This is a genomic window from Streptomyces sp. NPDC052107, assembly GCF_040680215.1.
Lineage (GTDB): Bacteria > Actinomycetota > Actinomycetes > Streptomycetales > Streptomycetaceae > Streptomyces.
Genome location: NZ_JBFAWG010000116.1, coordinates 1 through 15,896 on the forward strand (window position 1 = coordinate 1; position 15,896 = coordinate 15,896).

A 15,896-nucleotide genomic window follows, 5' to 3' on the forward strand; every position below is an offset into this window, starting at 1 on the left:
CGCTCTCTTGCTCCTCAGCCCTGACGGGCCCGACCTTCTGTCAGACAACCAGGACACGGACGCAGTTGCACACACCACGTAAAACATGCCTCAAAACTCTGTGCGAACCGCTGGATCGGGAACCATGGGGGGTGCGACATCGTCGCCTGCTGCCTTATGGGCGGGCCGGGATGCAAGTGGAGCCGCACGGCTCCGATGGGCGGCGGCGCCAGTTCAGTGGCGGTCGGCTGGTCGACGCCGCGAGTCGACGTCGAGAACGGCGGCCAGGTCGAACTGGCTGTCTCACCGTGGTTGAGAGTGATCTCCGCGCTGATGGCGCTGCTAGTCAGTCTGAGCTTGCGCTCCTTCGGGATGGCCAGAGTGGTCTGCAGAGGCCGTCCTCGGACCGGACGCGGCCGCCGTTGCGGCCCTGTCCTATTTATTCTGTGCGTGACCTGCCAAGTTCGTGAAGCAATCCCCGGACTATCGAACCGAGTCTCGCACGCGTAGAAGCGTTCGTCGCCGGCTTGACTGGTGACGCGACGCGGTCTCGCCCGGCCAGCAGACCGATGTCGAACAGGCGAAGACCGTACGGGAGGCCATTCACCCGTTGGCCACCGCCCGTCGGCTTGAAGTGGACTGCGACGGAACGGCGTTGACCGTCGTCAACAACGCCGCACGCAAGCCCCCGGCGGTGCCGCAGTTCACTCCTTCGGGGCGCTGGACGCAGGCAACGCCGGAAGAGGGGCGGTTTCTATCGGTGGTTGCGACTCCTGAGAGGAGTCCGTCCCGTGCCGAAGTATCCGCCGAACCGCCTGCCGCTGTCGGTACCGAAGAACTACTTCGAACTGCGTAGAGGTGGCCTGAAAGGGGCAGCCGCTGCCCGCCGGGTGGGCGTATCCACCAGCGCAGGCTCGGTGTGGTTCATCAAGGCTGGACGCATGCTCCTGCCCGACAAGCCCATCGATGGCCGCTACCTCACCCAGGACGACCGCATCGTGATCGCCGAAGGGCTGCTCGCCGGCCGTACGGCCGCGCAGATCGCCGAGGAGATCAGCAAGCACCGCTCGACCGTGTACCGGGAGATCTCGCGCGGCCGCGGACCCGACGGCCGCTACAACCCGTGGTGGTCCCACAACCATGCCATCCTGCGCCGGGCCCGCCCGAAGGAGGAGAAGCTGCGGGCCAGCCGTGCGCTGCGGGACGTAATCAACGAGAAGCTCAAGGAGCGCTGGTCACCACAGCAGATCACCCGTCATCTCGCGCGCACCAGCCCCGACCGACCCGACCTGAACGCCTGCCCGGAGACTATCTACCGCGCCCTCTACAACGGACTGCTCGACAAACGCACCGCCCGCCTGCGCACCCGCAGGACCCGCCGGAAGAAGCAGCGCCGGGGCATACCCACCAAGAACGCCATCCCGAACATGCGCTCGGTCCACGCCCGCCCCCGCGAGGCCGAGGACCGTCAGCAGGCCGGCCACTGGGAGGGCGATCTCATCGTCGGCAAGGGACAGGGATCCGCGATCGGCACGCTGGTCGACCGCGCCACCCGCTACACCCGGCTCATCCACCTGCCCGACGGATGGAAGGCCCCGCAGGTCCGCGACGCCCTCGTCGCCCAGACCGCCCACTGGCCCGGCTCCCTTCGGCGCACCCTCACCTGGGACCAGGGACGCGAGCTCTACCACCACGACGAAGTAGAGGAGTTGACCGGCTTCAGGATCTACTTCTGCGACCCGCACTCGCCCTGGCAGCGCGGCACCAACGAGAACACCAACGGGCTGCTCCGGGAGTACTTCCCCAAAGGCACCAGCCTCGCCCACTACACCGCCCGCGACCTCGCGCAAGTCGAACGGCAGCTCAACGAACGGCCCCGGCTCGTCCTCGGAGACCGCACACCGGCCGAGGCCATGAGACGCTGGTCAGGAGAACTGGCCTACCGCTGATTCGCAACGATCAGTGGAAACCGCCAGGCCCCTTCCCCGGTGGCGTGCCACGCCGTCGAGCTCCTGAGCGGGCCGGACGTGCCCGTGCTCAAGGAATGCGGCACCCCTGAGTGCACCCGCACCTACATCGACCGCTCGCGGGGCATGCGCCGGCACTGGTGCGGGATGGAGTCCTGTGGCAGGGAGATCAAGGCAGCCGCGTACCGGGCCCGCAAGGAGACACGCCTGCGGCGGCCCACTGGCCGCGAGACCGTCAGGTCCGCACCGTCTTGCGTGCCGTCAGCTCACTCGCCGAGGTGGGGGCACGTCGTGGGCGTCTTTGCGTCACCGGGTCGTCATCTGTACGTACATGCGTACATGGACCAACTGAACCTGCGTCATATGTCTTCCGCGACCAAAAACCTTCCCAGATATATCTAGAAAGGCGCGCAATCGGCGCAGGCGGATCGCTACCGTGGTCGGATGGATACAGAGAGCTTGCGGCCTCTCGACACCGGAGCCTTCCGCAGTCAGCTCGTCGCGCATGAGGAAGAGGTCCGTCACCTGGCGAAACAACTCGGCATCGCAGGCGAGTTCCAGGCGTGCTGCACGGTGCGCGACGCGGCGGACTTGCTGCTGGCCGCCGGCCGTGCGCTCGCCGCCGAGACGCCCTGCCGGACCACGACGCACACCATGGCCGTTCTGTACGCGCTGTGCCGGACGGACGCATAACCCGCTATGCCGTGAGCTCCTGGGCAGGACTGGCGCTCGGGGGCGCACGGGGTGGTGTCGGCAGCGGTAGGCCGGTTGCGGCGGTGGTCGGCCAAGCCGGGAGTTCGCCCGGGATGGCCGGGACGGACGTCCTCCGGCCGACGCCGGCAGCCGACATGAGGCGGTGTCATGTCGTGGGTTGCGGAATGACGAGCTGGAGCAGGGGGCCGAACGCGACCAGGTCCGGCTTGGCGCACTCGACCTGGGACGTGACGATCGGCTGCAGGGCGACTCGGCGACGTGTGTCCTCATCCGCCCTGCTGTCACCCTAGACACTCGAAGATCTCGTCCCAGAACGCCGAGTCCTCCACATACGGTTCCAGGCCGGTCATGCGCTTGCGCAGATCGGTGACAGCGGTCGCGCGTACGGCGTCGTCGGCCGATTCCAGGGCGCTGCTCGACTCGGCGATCAACCCGAGAAGCACGGCCAGCACGGGGAGGTCATCGGCGGCCGGCCCCTTCCAACCGGCCCCGTGATCCCACCCATTGGGGTCGTAGTGGGTGATGCCACCGTTCGCCGCGTCGAGCATCAGGTGCTGGTCGTACCAGGTGGCCACGGTGAAGCAAAAGTTGGTGGGCGGAGAGTCGTCGTCGGAGTGGCGTTCCCCGTAGATCTCGTCGGCATCGAACGGTTCCATCCCGTCCTCGTCCAGCAAGTGCCTCGTGTCGATCCCCACGACGTCGAGGTGGACGGCGGGAAAGCCGATCGTGAGCAGGAACTCCCTCGACCCGGCATGGGTCGGCTCGGCCGGCAGAACGGCCTCGTCCGGCCGCCAGAGCAAGCCTTCGCCCAGCCGTTCCTGCAGCCACACCGCGCCCGGTACCAGCGGAATGTAGTCGCTTCTCACTGCGTGGCCCCCACGATGCATCAACCGCCTCAAGCAGTGGCGCGGTCTGGCCACGCGAACCGACAAACTCGCCCTCGCCTATCAGGCCGCACTCCACCTCGCCGCCATCCTCATCTGGACACGGTGCTGACCAAAGCGACAGAACCTAGCCGGTCGGCCGACGGGCGCGCTCAGTGCTGTACTGCGAGTCCGGGGCGGTGACGCCGCATCGCGTCCAGGACCGCCTCAGGCGGCACCGGCAAGGTGTTTGTGGCCATGTTGGCCGGACCAAAGCCGAGTCGTGCGTTCATGGCCGCGGTGCTGCGGACGAGCTTGGGTGCTCGAGCCAGATAGGCGTCTGGGTCGTGCAGCACCAGCTCAATGAACCGCTGCGAGGTGTTACGTACCCGCTGCTCGCGGATCCGCACGGCGGCTATCTCGTCCCAGCCGAACCGGCCCAGCCTCACGTGGTCCACTCCCGCGTCGTCCAACACCAGCTCCGGTCGTTCGCGGAGCAGGCGCTGGATGATGATCACCGAGCAGAACCCGAAGAAGGGCACGGCCAGCGCCCCCGCCACAGTCATCTTCACGGTGCTGTGGGCGACCAGGAAAACAATGCCCAGAGCGACGAAGACCAGAGAGCCGGCCAGCATGGCCCACACACGTCCCTTGGCGAGCGGGTAGACCGTCGGGGGCAGTGGAACGCTGTTTCTGATCACGGGCTCAGACGATAGGACCCGAGCCCTCGTCAGCGGAAGCCTTTTCGCGGACCGCCTGGTGCCGTGGCCGTCCCGTCTGCCGTCTCCCACACGATAGTGGAGCGGGCCCGTTCCCTGACCTCCAGGTGGAGCGCCCAGCTGGACGTACGACCTGGACGCCGGGGAAGGGGTCTGCTCGGCTTCGCCTTGGACGCCGGCGGGCGCGACGGCAGATCCCTCCTCAACCACGATCTACCGGACACAAGTGCACCGTCTTGGCCATCCCGGTGCCGGAGTTCCCCGCCGGAGGCATTCCGGGCACAGGCGGGTCGGCGCGGAGCGTCTGTGGTTCGGCGATGCTACGTCTCACTTGGCTGGCCTGAGGGCTTGCCTATCGGACAGGCGCATCCGATCAACTGATGAGCCCGTCAAAGAGACACGCTCTAGTCTAGGGCCGGGGGCCGGGGGCCGGGCAGGGGCTGGCTACCTTGCGCAAGGCGGGCATGGGTCAGTAGCCCTGGACGATCACCTTTTCCCGCATCAGCGTTTCCAGTTCCGTGTTCGACAGCGGGTGCAGCGTGTTCAAGAGGTGGCGCAGGGCGGGTTCGCCGAGGGACTGGCTGGTGACCTCAACCTCCGCATCGTGGTGGTGGCGGGTGAGGGTGATGTCGCGGGTGCCACCGGGGAGGCGGCGGATCATGCACATCTCGCCGTGCCCGTCCACTGTGCAGGTCACACCCTTCTCCTCGGACTCTGGGCATCGTGGCGTCTGCGTGAGCGGCGAACGCACCACGAGTCCTACGTACCCCAACTCGTATCCCTCCCGAGCGGGGTGGTAATCGACGCTGAAGTAGGCGGGCCCGACCACGGCACGGGATACCCGCATTCCAGGCGGCGCAGCGCCCAGATACAGCAGTTCCGGATGCTCCCGGTAGCGCGCGATCTCCGCCGCGTGCCGGCGCTGCTGGGCCTGCGCCGGGCCGATAAAGCCCCCGTAGCCCATACCGGCCGTCAGCACAGCCACCGCCCCCAGCCGTACCCACCGGCTCGGTACGAAGAACGCAGCGGCGACGGCGTACGGCACTCCCGTCAGCGCGACCCGTGTGCCGGCGCTGCCCAGGTCGACGTTCCCGCCGTAGGCGGCCAGGCCCGCCAGGACGCCGAGCGTGCCGAGGACGAAGACCAGGGCCGCCCAACCGAGCCGCCGGCGCACCGAGCCGCACAGCGGCACCACGGTCCGCGCCGGTATGCCCGCTATGGCCAGCAGGCCCACCATCAGCGGTACGCCCAACGCGAGGACAGGCACCGCCGCCCGGGCACTGCTGCCCCAGGCCGCCACCACCAGCTCGAAGCCGAGCGCCGGCATCGCGGCCGCCATCATCGCCCAGACCAAGAAGAGATGCAGGGCCGTCCGCGCCCCTCTGCCACTTGTCATACCGCGGAGCCTGCCAGCCTCCGCCCTGACGCACATGAGTTCTCCTACTCAGTACGTCCCCTCCCACCCTGCCAAAGGTGCACAACCGCCCTCGCCGAGCGGCCCGTCGCACCATGGACCCGGCTGGCCACGCGTCGGCACCACAGAAATTGGGCCAGAACCCGAGATGTGGCAGCACTTGAGCACGACTCTGGGAGGCACCTCGCGGGTGGAGCGATGCTCGGATGTCCACGAGTTTTGACACCAAGGGCGTGGGGCGTCGGTCCGGCTCACGTGCTGTCGTCGCCGGCGGCGAGGATGATCTGGCTGGCTCCGGAGAGACGTGCGCAGCGTCGGGTCATGGCGTCGGGTGACTGGTCGGGGTGGTTGATCCACCAGCGGACCAGGGCCGTGCACAGGCCGCGCCATGCGTGTTTGAGGGCGTCGGCGTCGAGCGGGTCGCTGGATCCGGCGGTGTGCAGGAGGTCGGCGGTGCCGGTCGCGGCGAGGTCATCGATGGCGTCGCGGTAGTAGGCCGCGCGGTGGGCGGCTTCGCTGGCGGGCGGCAGCGTGGGGTCGTAGAGGACAAACCATGCCTCGCGCTGGCCGTCGAGGGCGGTGAACAGCGCGCGCAGCACGCGCAGGGGCGTGGGCGGCGCGCCGGCGTCCTGTTCGGCCATCGCGGCGCGGATGGCGGCCAGCAGCCGGTCGCCGACCGGGTTGAGGCAGGCGAGGTAGAGGTCCTGCTTGCTGCCGAAGTACTGGTGCAGGAGTGGTTTGGTGACGCCGACGCGGGTGGCGATGGCGGCCACGGTGGTGGCCTCGTAACCGTGGCGGCCGAACTCCTCGGTGGCCGCGGCCAGGACCTGTCGTTCGCGCGCGGCCCTCGGCACGCCCTTGGTGCCGGCCCTGGAGGAGAGCGTTGTCATGCACCAGATCTTACCCTAGGGTAATTTACCGTCGGGTAAATTCCTTGGACCCCGCTGGAGCGCGCCCATGCCTGCCACCGCGACCGACCCCCGCACCTCCCGCACCCGCTCCTGGTGGGGCTGGGGCTACGCCGACGCCCACCCCGACGACGCCGAATGCGCCGCGATGGGCGCCCTGCTGCCGGGCACCCTGGCCCGCCCGCTGCCGATACCCCGCATCGCCGACCTGCCCATCGGCCGCCCCGCCGCGACGCCCCCTCCCTCCCTGGCACACCTGGTCACCGCCGACCCGCAGGCGCGCGCCGCCCACGCCATGGGCAAGGCATACCGCGACGTCATCCGGGCCCTGCGCGGCCGGCTCGGCCGGATCCCCGACCTCGTCGCCCACCCGGCCGACGACCAGGACGTGGCCGACCTGCTGGAATGGGCCGGCGAGCACGGCGTGGCCGTCATCCCCTTCGGCGGCGGCTCCTCGGTGGTCGGCGGCGTGGAGTACCGCGGCGACACCCACCACGCAGTCCTGTCGCTCGACCTGACCGTGATGGACCGCGTCCTCGAGATCGACACCACCAGCCGCTCAGCCCGCATCCAGGCCGGAGCCCTCGGCCCCGTGCTGGAAGACCAGTTGCGACCCCACGGCCTGACCCTGCGCCACTACCCGCAGAGCTTCGAGTTCTCCACCCTCGGCGGCTGGCTCGCCACCCGGGCCGGCGGCCACTACGCCACCGTCCACACCCACATCGACGACTTCGTCCAGTCCCTCCGCGTGATCACACCCGCCGGCGCGAACACGTCCTGGCGGCTGCCCGCATCCGGCGCCGGACCGTCTCCCGACCGGCTCTTCCTCGGCTCCGAGGGCACGCTCGGCGTCATCACCGAGGCATGGATGCGCCTGCAAGAACGCCCCCGCCACAAAGCCTCCGCATCCGTGACCTTCGCCGACTTCCACCACGCACTGGACGCCGTACGGGCCATCGCCCAGTCCGACCTCGCCCCGGCCAACTGCCGCCTGCTCGACCCGGGCGAGGCGCTGCTGTCTGGCACCTCCCACGACGGCTCCACCGTCCTGGTCCTGGGCTTCGAGTCCGCCACCACCCCCGTCGACGACCGCCTCACGGCCGCCGTGGACCTGGCCCGCGCCCACGGCGGCCGCGGCCGGACACATGCGGCGGACCGCGACGCCCCGGCCGATGCGGCCGTGAGCGCCTGGCGCTCGGCGTTCCTGCGCATGCCCTACCTGCGCGACGGCCTGGCCCGCATGGGCGCCGTCGTCGAAACCTTCGAGACCGCCGCCACCTGGGAGAAGATTCCCGCCCTGATCGACGCCGTCCGCACCGAGGTCGGCGCCGCCGCCTCGAAGGCCACCGGACACCGGGCCACCATCAACTGCCGCCTCACCCACGTCTACCCCGACGGCGCCGCCCCGTACTTCACCGTGGCCCTCGCCGGCCGGCCCGGGGACGAGGTCGAGGTCTGGGACGACATCAAAGCCGCCGCGACCGACGTCCTGCACCGCCACCGCGCCACCATCACCCACCACCACGCCGTCGGCCGCGACCACCGCCCCGGCTACGACCTCCAGCGCCCGGAACCCTTCGCGCTGGCACTGCGCGCCGCCAAGAACGCCCTGGACCCCCACCACATCCTCAACCCCGGCGTCCTGCTCGACTGACAAAACAGCGGCAATCAGGCGAGGGCCGCGGGAACTGCCGCAACGGCTTTCCCACGCCGGCCCTCCGACAGCGAGGTGATCAGATGCCTCCAGGCCTCGTGCTCAACTGCTGTCGCACCTCGTGGACAAGGGCACTCCCTGGCGCGCCAAGGGAGGCCCAATTCTCGCCTCGGTCGGTGCGGTGCTGCTCGAAACCATTCCGTCACTGGACGCGCTGCATTTCGTCGGCAGTCCCCCAGGGCTCGGGTGGTGCGCTCGGCTGTTGCGGTCGCCCACCGTGTGGCGATCGTCTCCTGGAACGCCAGTGCCGTCTGGTCATCAGCGGCTGAGACGTCCACGACGATCAGACGCGGCCGTGCCACATGTGCCGCTGGCTTCCGCGTCCGCGTCCGCGCCCGACTCCGGTACTCGGTCGGATTCCGGGACTCAGTCGGATTCCGGGACTCAGTCGGCGTCCGGTATCGGGCCGGTCGCAGGTTCCGGCAGGTAGCTCGCCAGTCCGCGCAGGATGATCTCCAGGCCGATGTCGAACCGCTCGTCGGAGGAGTCCGTCACCATCAGCCCGGCCAGGGCGCGCAGGTGGGGGAAGTCCTGCGCGGGCAGGGACGCGAAGTAGTTCTGCATCTCGTCGGTCATCTCGTGCCAGTCGGGGCGGGCCGGCGAGGCAGCGTGACCGCCGTGCTGAGCTGCCCGGTCGCGCCACATGCCCTCCTCCAGGACGAACCCGTCGATGTAGGTGGAGATGAGGTCACCGGCCTCCGCCGCGATGCGGTCGGGTAGCCCGGCGGTGCGGAAGATGGCGAGCAACGCCTCGACGTGCGGCAGCAGTTCGGCGGTGAAGGGTACGTGCCCCATGGAGATCCGGGCCATGTCCCGGTGGGACAGCAGACGTCGGCGCCAGGCGCGGGCGAAGTCTCGCAGCTGCTCCTGCCAGTGCTCGGGATCGGGTGCGGGCATCGCGTAGCCGGTGAAGAGCCGCGTGTACATGAGCTCCAGGAGGTCGTCCTTGGAGCTGACGTGGGCGTAGAGGGCGGAGACCGCGACCCCCAGTTCGGCCGCCACCTGACGCATCGAGAGGCCGTCGAGCCCGTGCCGGTCCAGCACGGTGAGGGCGGCCTCGACGACGCGCTCGCGCGACAGTGGCGTGCGTACGGGCGCGATGTGGGTGCGAGCGGGGCGCTCGCGCTCCCACGGGGACGGCGGAGGGGGTGCTGGGGTGCCGGCGGCCGCGTCGCTCATGGAACCAGTCTAGGGACACGGAGAACAGTGTTCTGCCCAAGGTGAGGACGTCCCACTACCCGCAGTCGCGATATATCTTGTCCAAGGGGAGCGATTGCGCTATATCTTAATGAACGCCGTTCTCTAGATGAGCACTGTTCTGCTACAGTGAACACTGTTCTCCAGAGTGTCCGGTCGCCTGTCTTTCTGGGCCGCACCAGCGAGCCGGGCGGTTTCCGTCCAGCCATCCACCGCGCCCGCGGCACCTCGACGCGACGCGGCCTTCTGTGAGGAGTTTCCGATGTCCACCACCGGTGTCGCGTCCGCCGAGACGCCCACCGACTCGCCAGCGCCCTACCGGTGGCGCTGGGCTGCGCTCTTCGTGATCCTCGCGGCCGAGGTGATGGATCTCCTCGACGCCGTCGTCACGAACATCGCCGGCCCCTCCATGCGGGCCGACCTCGGTGGCGGCGCCTCCACCCTCCAGTGGCTCGCCGCCGCATACACCCTCTCGATGGCCGTCGGACTCGTCACCGGCGGCCGGCTCGGGGACATCCACGGGCGCCGCCGGATGTTCCTGGTGGGAGCCGCCGGCTTCACCCTGGGCTCGCTGCTGTGTGCCGTCTCCGTGTCGCCCGAGATGCTGATCGCCGCACGTGTCGTCCAGGGCCTGTTCGGCGCGGTGATGCTGCCGCAGGGCCTCGGCATGATCAAGGAGATGTTCCCGCCGAAGGAGTCGCAGAAGGCCTTCGGCATGTTCGGCCCGATCATGGGGCTGTCCGCGGTGTGCGGGCCGATCCTGGCGGGCTGGCTCGTGGACGCCGACTACTTCGGCACCGGCTGGCGGATGATCTTCCTGATCAACCTGCCGCTGGGTGCCGCGGCCTCCCTCGGGGCCCTGCGCTATCTGCCCAGGGGCCGGTCCGGCGACAGGTCGCGCCTGGACATACCCGGCATGCTCCTGGTCTCGCTGGCCGCGCTGCTCATCATCTTCCCGCTGGTGCAGGGCCGTGAGTACGACTGGCCCGGGTGGACGTTCGCGATGATGGCCGCGTCGGTGGCCGTCTTCGTCGCCTTCGCCACCTACGAGTCGCGCCGCAGCAAGGCCGGCCGGGACCCGCTGGTCGTCCCCAGCCTCTTCCGCAAGCGCGGGTTCAGCGCAGGCATGACGCTCGGACTGGTCTTCTTCTCGACCATGCAGGGCTTCATGCTGGTCTTCAACCTCTACACCCAGATCGGCCTCGGCTATTCGCCGCTGAAGGCGGGCCTGGTGATGGTGCCCTGGTCGGGCGGCATGATCGTCGGTTTCGGTCTCGCTCAGGCTGTCGCCCGGTTCGGCCGGGCCGTGCTCCAGGCGGGCACGGTGGTCATGGCGCTCGGCGTGTTCGGCGTGTGGCTCACCCTCGACATGGTGGGCGGCGGCGTCGGCCCCTGGCAGCTCGTGCCGGCCCTGCTCGTCACCGGCATCGGGATGGGTCTGCTCATGGCACCCTTCTTCGACATCGTGCTCGCAAGCGTCGAGCAGCACGAGACGGGCTCGGCGTCCGGCACGATGACCGCGATGCAGCAGCTCGGCGGCGCCTTCGGCGTGGCGCTCCTCGGCACCGTGTTCTTCGGCCTGCTGGGCGGCGGTATCGCCACCGCCGTCGACCACCACTCGGCCGGCCTGCGGGGTCAGCTGAGCGCCGCGCACATGGCGCCGGCCGACCAGGACCGCGTCGTGGCGGACCTGCGGGGGTGCGCCTCGGACCGTGCCGTCGCCAAGGATCCTGTCGCCACCCCGGCGTCCTGCGCCCGCCTGGAGAAGGACACCCGGTCCGCCGTAACGTCGCCGCAGGCCGGCGCCCGGATACCCGGTGCGCTGGAGACCACCGCGAAGTCGGCCTTCCGCAGCGGTTTCGGCTCCGTGATGAAGACGGTGCTGTGGATCGTCGACGGCATGCTCGTCCTGACGTTCCTGCTCTCCTTCCTCCTGCCGCGCCACGCACGCCCCGAGGACACCGCCGGTCACTGAGCCCCGGCAGCCTCAGCGAGACGAACGGCCGGACAGCCATCCAGCGGTGGCTGTCCGGCCGGCCAGTGCCCGCCGACGCCCGGTCCGAGCGGGCCGCATGAGGTCCGCGCGTCCGAACTCCCCTCGTCCAGGACGGCACCGCCTGGATCGTCCGGCAGGTAGGCGACGAACGCCTGTGGGACGCCACAGAGGACGAGTTGGCGCGCCGACGCGTGGACGGCGCCCCGGGGCTCGACCGGTTCGAGGTGAGCGTCACGCCCGAAGGGCGGACTGTCACTTGGGCCAAGGTCTGACCCGGAGCGCCCACGGAGAGAGCGCGACGATCGTGGTGGTGAGAGGCAGTCCGTGCCTGCGGCTCTCAGCGAAGGAGGCGAGGCATGGGTGGTGTGACGGGGCGCCATGTCTGGGTGGTGCCGCAGTAACGGCGGCGCAGCGCGCCCTCATGGCGTCCCGGACCTTGCACAGCGATACCGACACCGACGAGGAGTGGGAGTGGAGTGGCTCCGGATGAGCCGCTCCAACCGGCACACTCCCCAAGGCCCACATCAGTGGGCCGGGATCACATCCGTGAGTCGGCGGGCGCTACGCGTGGCACACGCCGCCGTTGACCATCTGGATGTGGCGTGCGACCACCGGGCGCGCGCTCTTGGCCAAGGACTTGACGAGCGGGTTGGTGCCCGAGGTGATCTCCTTGTTGACGAGCGCGAGGGTCTGCACGTGGGCGGGGTACTGGGCCTTGAGCCACGCGGCATCGTACGCGCGCGTCCCGGCGCGGGACTTGAGGGCGGCGGTTTGCCTCAGCTGCGCCGCCGTTTGCCCGGACGGCAGTGCCACCCCGAGTTGTGCCGCGGTCTTGACGACACCGGCATCGAGGGTGCGGTGGTCGCGGATGAAGTCGGCGGCGACCCGCTTGACGCAGGCGGTCGTCGCGGCGCTCCGAGCTTGCTGACTGGCCGCAATCTCCCACAGGTTGCCCTGGTGGGCTGCGGTCAGGAGTTGCTTGTCCAGAGCGGAGACCGCCGACGGCGAGGCCGTTGACGAAGCGAGAGCCGGGAGCGACGCGGCGCCCGTGAGGGACAGAGCGGCGGCGCAGACGGCGGTGAGACGGGCAGCGGATCGAGTCGTGTGCATGAGTCCTCCAGAGGTCGCACGTGCAAGCCCCGACGAAAGCCCCATCCTCATGGCTCGAAGGGTGGGAAAGAGTACCTATGTCATGGTTCACCCGGTTGAGTTGCTCGGCAACCGAGGACGCCGGCGCCTCTCTTGCCTTCGGCGGATGGTCGGGCGTCGATCACCGGCGGCCGACTGTAGGCCTTGAGCACACCCGCATCACCACGTGGTGAACGCAGGGCTGTCGGCGCCTGGGGCGCCCGTCGCGCGACTCGCATGATCCGCCAGGGCCCAGCCCCGGCCCCGGCGCTGCCCGCTCCCAGGCCTCTGTCCACACGAGGTGCGGATACGGCAGCACTGCCTAAAATTCATAGTGGACGCGCGTAGTGTCGGCACCGCAGCAGAGTCCAGTCGCCGCAGCGATGCAGTACTCGCAAGGCGCCCGAACCTCCGCAGGCAGCTCTCGCTGCAAACGCGCTCGTATACAACTGGCTGGGATGCTCCTGGTGATGCGGGCGCCCCGGGCAGCAGCCCGGGGCGCCCTGTCACTGCAGCAGCCGCTTCTCCTGTGCCGCAGCGACGGCCTCCTGTCCGGTCAGACGGACCGTAGGGCCGCTGACCAGCCCGTCCCGGCCCACGCCGACAATCCTTGCTGCCGAGACCCGGACTTGGCCTTGTGTTGACGCGGGGACCGCGGCGGATGTGCCGCGGCGGGACAGCCCGGCACTGCACCACCATGCCAGGCGCGTACAGCGCAGGACCGGCCGATGACCGGCACGTCAGCGACTGGTAAGGAGCCGGCACGAGCGATTCCGTCATTGGTCGGTCGTCCTCATGATCAACGCCCACGACCAGGAGCAAGGCCGCTTCACGGACCAGCCAGCGGCAGTGTTCGACCCGCTGTGGCGGAACGGCTTCGCCGAAGAACACCAGGTCCGGCTGGAGGATGCCGCCGCAGATCGTGCTTTTGCGGGTCAGTCGTCGGCCTGGTCCTCCGGTCCGGCCGCGTCACCAATGGCGACGCGCAGGTCATGCATGCCTTGCAGGATGTCGATGAGGGCTTCTTCCGCCCCGCTTAGAGCGCTTCGGGTTCCCTCCGTATCGCCGCGCTCGGCGTGCAGCTGAGCGCTGAGGGTGTACACCGCTGTCATGACGGCAGCGAAGGCGGCCTCCCGGCCGGGTGGCAGTTCTTCCGCCTCGGGTTCGGAGACCTGCACCGCGGTGCGCTGCAGCCGGTTTGTCAGGACGTTGACCGCGAGGCCGGGATCCGCTCCCACCTGCTCCCCCCAGCCGAGCAACGTCTCAAGAACGTCCTCGATCTCCCCTTCCTCGGTCAGGCGGGTTGCGGCGGTGATCTCGAGCTCCGTCTTCGCCAGCAGACTGCCCAGCAGGTGCAGGCGGTCTTCTTCCTGTGGCCCCTCGGGCCGCTTCTCCGGATCTGCAACCGGCTCAGCCGCCAGAGCGGCCAGCGCTGCGTAGATCTGCTCAGTACTTACCGGGCGCTCGCTACTGATGCTCACGCCTTCAGCTTCACCCAGCGAAGGCGTACCCGCCCGCCCAGTACGTACGAGCCCCAGCCGAGTTCCACCACCCAGACCAGCGCCTGGCCGAGCAGACCGAAGAGCTCTTCGATGCCTTCTGGCTTGTTTCCGCGGCGGCGCGCACCGGGCGGTTCACCTGGGCCCTACGAGTACAGCACCACACGCTCGCGGAGTAGCTGGAAGCCGACGCGGCCGAACATCCGGCGCTGGAGCATCTTGATCGGGCTCACGTGGCCTTCGACCGGGCCCGAGTCTCCGGGGCAGGGTGAGCCCGGTCGATGCCGGCGTCGCGGTCGCGGTCGACGGCTGCGGCGTATCGCTGGGCACTGGCGGGCCGGGTTGGCCGACGGGGACAAGCGTGCGGAGGTGTCCGAGGCTACCCGCGGTGCCGCCTGGTCCGAGTGTGCCGGTGGCCGTCGCCGAAGTGATGCGGCGAGGTGGCCGACCGGTCAGCAGCACGGATAGCGTAACCGCATGGCCCAGGATGAACGGCTGCTTCACGCCTCGTCGTTCGGCGCAGCGGCGGTCGCATACGCCCAACACCGTCCGGACTACGCGCATGCCGCGGTGCGCTGGGCGCTCGAGCCCGCGCTCGGCCCGCGCGTGCTCGACCTCGGCGCCGGAACGGGCAAGCTGACCGCCACGCTGGTCGCACTGGGTGCCGAAGTCATCGCACTCGAGCCCGACCCGGCGATGCTGACCGAGCTGCGCCGCTCCCTGCCGGCCGTCCGTGCCCTGCCGGGTAGTGCCGAGGCGATACCGCTACCAGACGCGTCCGTCGATGCCGTGCTGGCCGGCAACGCCATGCACTGGTTCGACATGGCCGTCGCGGGACCCGAGATCGCCAGGGTCCTCGCACCCAGCGGCATCCTGGCCGGCCTGTGGAACGTCATGGACGACCAGGTCGAGTGGGTCGCCTGGCTCGCACGGATCAGTGGGAGCGCGGCCATCGGCCCGCGTGACACGCCCACCAGCTGGCGCGCCGAGACGGCAAACATGCACCTTCCACAGACCGGTGTGGCCGCCCGGTTCGGCTCGCCGGAGCAGGCCGAGTTCCCGCACGGGCAGCGCCGCACCGCCGACACCCTCGTCGCGACCATCGCGACGCGCGCGGGGGTGCTGGTCATGCCGGAACAGGAACAACAAGCCACGCTGGGCCGGATCCGCGCCTTCCTCGCGAGCAGACCGGAGACCGCCCACGGCGAGTTCACCCTCCCGATGCTGACCGGCGTGCTGCGCGTCCGGCGGCTGTGAAGCAACACGTCGACAACGATCGAAGACACGCCGCACGCCGTCTCACGAAGGCGGCTCATCCGTAGTCTCATCCGGCACCGACAGTCGGTCCACATCGCTCGGAGAGCGGCAGCGATGTCCAATGCCAACTCGCATGCACGCTCGCCACTTGAGGCGCCGAGACACAGATGAAAACCAGCCCTGACGCGTGCCACGCACCGCTGGCATTCTCACCCCACCAGCAAGATCGCGATCTGCAGCTGGAGGTGTGCCACGAACACTGAGAGTGAGGTTGATGTAGGCAGAGACCCTACTTGATGTGGTGCTGTGCGGAAGATGAAGGTCTTGTGGCCCTTCGGCGTCGCCCTGCGGTGGGAGACGTCAAACCGCCCCGAGCTGCGTTGGCTGAAGACCGTCGTGGTGAGCGTCCGGGGAAAAGGCGCCGGTCAGGCGTCAGGTGGGGACCGGGAAGGCGAACGCGAGTGAACCGCTGATGACGTGTCGTAAGTAGTAGGTGACATCGAAACCGGGGTGACTTCAGGATCCCGGGACAAGCCTGGCG

The 15,896-nt window shown here is 69.3% G+C and carries 13 protein-coding genes and 4 pseudogenes; 8 read left to right on the top strand and 9 right to left on the bottom strand.

Annotation, left to right across the window (positions count from 1 at the left end; genetic code table 11):
* Positions 1-541: 541 nt before the first annotated feature.
* The 4 genes and pseudogenes from AB0M27_RS42480 to AB0M27_RS42495 all read left to right on the top strand — a co-directional run.
* Positions 542-835: pseudogene (locus AB0M27_RS42480) on the top strand (ABATE domain-containing protein); the annotation flags it as partial.
* Entirely contained in the window at positions 771-1,928 is a 1,158-nt protein-coding gene (locus AB0M27_RS42485) for an IS30 family transposase (protein ID WP_365730719.1), read from the top strand. The pseudogene AB0M27_RS42480 and the gene AB0M27_RS42485, both read left to right, overlap by 65 nt.
* A gap of 24 nt (positions 1,929-1,952) precedes the next feature.
* A pseudogene (locus AB0M27_RS42490) lies at positions 1,953-2,150 on the top strand (CGNR zinc finger domain-containing protein); the annotation flags it as partial.
* A 240-nt stretch (positions 2,151-2,390) separates the two neighbouring features.
* Complete coding sequence (locus tag AB0M27_RS42495; protein ID WP_365730721.1) at positions 2,391-2,639, top strand: hypothetical protein; 249 nt, start codon at positions 2,391-2,393, stop codon at positions 2,637-2,639.
* Positions 2,640-2,941: 302 nt separating this feature from the next.
* Here the strand turns inward: AB0M27_RS42495 and AB0M27_RS42500 are convergent, their stop codons facing one another.
* The gene (locus AB0M27_RS42500; protein WP_365730723.1) at positions 2,942-3,526 is read right to left on the bottom strand and encodes a hypothetical protein; all 585 of its coding nucleotides are present in this window, start codon (positions 3,524-3,526) and stop codon (positions 2,942-2,944) included.
* A gap of 13 nt (positions 3,527-3,539) precedes the next feature.
* Here AB0M27_RS42500 and AB0M27_RS42505 point away from each other — a divergent pair.
* Positions 3,540-3,656 (top strand): annotated as a pseudogene (locus AB0M27_RS42505) (IS5/IS1182 family transposase); the annotation flags it as partial.
* Between the two features lie 40 nt (positions 3,657-3,696).
* Here the strand turns inward: AB0M27_RS42505 and AB0M27_RS42510 are convergent.
* From AB0M27_RS42510 to AB0M27_RS42520, 3 genes are all read right to left on the bottom strand, one after another.
* Positions 3,697-4,224, bottom strand: a complete 528-nt coding sequence (locus AB0M27_RS42510) for an STM3941 family protein (protein ID WP_365730725.1) — start codon at positions 4,222-4,224, stop codon at positions 3,697-3,699.
* Positions 4,225-4,711: 487 nt separating this feature from the next.
* Positions 4,712-5,638 carry a hypothetical protein gene (locus tag AB0M27_RS42515; protein ID WP_365730728.1) on the bottom strand — a complete coding sequence of 309 codons (927 nt, stop codon included), beginning with the start codon at positions 5,636-5,638 and terminating at the stop codon, positions 4,712-4,714.
* A gap of 269 nt (positions 5,639-5,907) precedes the next feature.
* Positions 5,908-6,546, bottom strand: coding sequence for a TetR/AcrR family transcriptional regulator (locus AB0M27_RS42520; protein WP_365730730.1), 639 nt, complete (start codon positions 6,544-6,546; stop codon positions 5,908-5,910).
* Between the two features lie 67 nt (positions 6,547-6,613).
* On the opposite strand from AB0M27_RS42520, the gene AB0M27_RS42525 reads away from it, so the two are divergent.
* A complete protein-coding gene (locus AB0M27_RS42525) occupies positions 6,614-8,218 on the top strand; it encodes an FAD-binding oxidoreductase (RefSeq protein ID WP_365730732.1) in 1,605 nt (534 codons plus the stop codon).
* A 14-nt stretch (positions 8,219-8,232) separates the two neighbouring features.
* On the opposite strand, the gene AB0M27_RS42530 is transcribed toward AB0M27_RS42525, so the two are convergent.
* The gene (locus AB0M27_RS42530) at positions 8,233-8,580 is read right to left on the bottom strand and encodes a DUF6207 family protein (RefSeq protein ID WP_365730734.1); all 348 of its coding nucleotides are present in this window, start codon (positions 8,578-8,580) and stop codon (positions 8,233-8,235) included.
* Positions 8,581-8,662: 82 nt separating this feature from the next.
* Positions 8,663-9,457 (bottom strand): TetR/AcrR family transcriptional regulator, encoded by a 795-nt coding sequence (locus AB0M27_RS42535; protein ID WP_365730736.1) that lies wholly within the window; start codon positions 9,455-9,457, stop codon positions 8,663-8,665.
* Positions 9,458-9,737: 280 nt separating this feature from the next.
* Here AB0M27_RS42535 and AB0M27_RS42540 point away from each other — a divergent pair, with 280 nt between their 5' ends.
* Positions 9,738-11,450 carry an MFS transporter gene (locus AB0M27_RS42540; protein ID WP_365730739.1) on the top strand — a complete coding sequence of 571 codons (1,713 nt, stop codon included), beginning with the start codon at positions 9,738-9,740 and terminating at the stop codon, positions 11,448-11,450.
* 582 nt (positions 11,451-12,032) lie between these two features.
* Here AB0M27_RS42540 and AB0M27_RS42545 read toward each other — a convergent pair.
* From AB0M27_RS42545 to AB0M27_RS42555, 3 genes and pseudogenes are all read right to left on the bottom strand, one after another.
* Entirely contained in the window at positions 12,033-12,581 is a 549-nt protein-coding gene (locus AB0M27_RS42545) for a DUF4142 domain-containing protein (protein WP_365730741.1), read from the bottom strand.
* Between the two features lie 822 nt (positions 12,582-13,403).
* Positions 13,404-13,523, bottom strand: a pseudogene (locus tag AB0M27_RS42550) (Sir2 family NAD-dependent protein deacetylase); the annotation flags it as partial.
* 11 nt (positions 13,524-13,534) lie between these two features.
* Positions 13,535-14,080: a hypothetical protein gene (locus tag AB0M27_RS42555; protein WP_365730743.1), complete on the bottom strand. Its 546-nt coding sequence runs from the start codon at positions 14,078-14,080 to the stop codon at positions 13,535-13,537.
* Positions 14,081-14,575: 495 nt separating this feature from the next.
* Here AB0M27_RS42555 and AB0M27_RS42560 point away from each other — a divergent pair, with 495 nt between their 5' ends.
* Positions 14,576-15,355 (top strand): class I SAM-dependent methyltransferase, encoded by a 780-nt coding sequence (locus tag AB0M27_RS42560; protein WP_365730745.1) that lies wholly within the window; start codon positions 14,576-14,578, stop codon positions 15,353-15,355.
* The last annotated feature ends 541 nt before the right edge of the window (positions 15,356-15,896 follow it).

Bases quoted from the DNA above. Each gene is read 5' to 3' on its own strand.
- AB0M27_RS42525 (WP_365730732.1), top strand. From the start codon at position 6,614: ATGCCTGCCACCGCGACCGACCCCCGCACCTCCCGCACCCGCTCCTGG.
- AB0M27_RS42545 (WP_365730741.1), bottom strand. From the start codon at position 12,581: ATGCACACGACTCGATCCGCTGCCCGTCTCACCGCCGTCTGCGCCGCC.
- AB0M27_RS42535 (WP_365730736.1), bottom strand. From the start codon at position 9,457: ATGAGCGACGCGGCCGCCGGCACCCCAGCACCCCCTCCGCCGTCCCCG.
- AB0M27_RS42560 (WP_365730745.1), top strand. From the start codon at position 14,576: ATGGCCCAGGATGAACGGCTGCTTCACGCCTCGTCGTTCGGCGCAGCG.
- AB0M27_RS42515 (WP_365730728.1), bottom strand. From the start codon at position 5,638: ATGACAAGTGGCAGAGGGGCGCGGACGGCCCTGCATCTCTTCTTGGTC.
- AB0M27_RS42540 (WP_365730739.1), top strand. From the start codon at position 9,738: ATGTCCACCACCGGTGTCGCGTCCGCCGAGACGCCCACCGACTCGCCA.
- AB0M27_RS42520 (WP_365730730.1), bottom strand. From the start codon at position 6,546: ATGACAACGCTCTCCTCCAGGGCCGGCACCAAGGGCGTGCCGAGGGCC.
- AB0M27_RS42495 (WP_365730721.1), top strand. From the start codon at position 2,391: ATGGATACAGAGAGCTTGCGGCCTCTCGACACCGGAGCCTTCCGCAGT.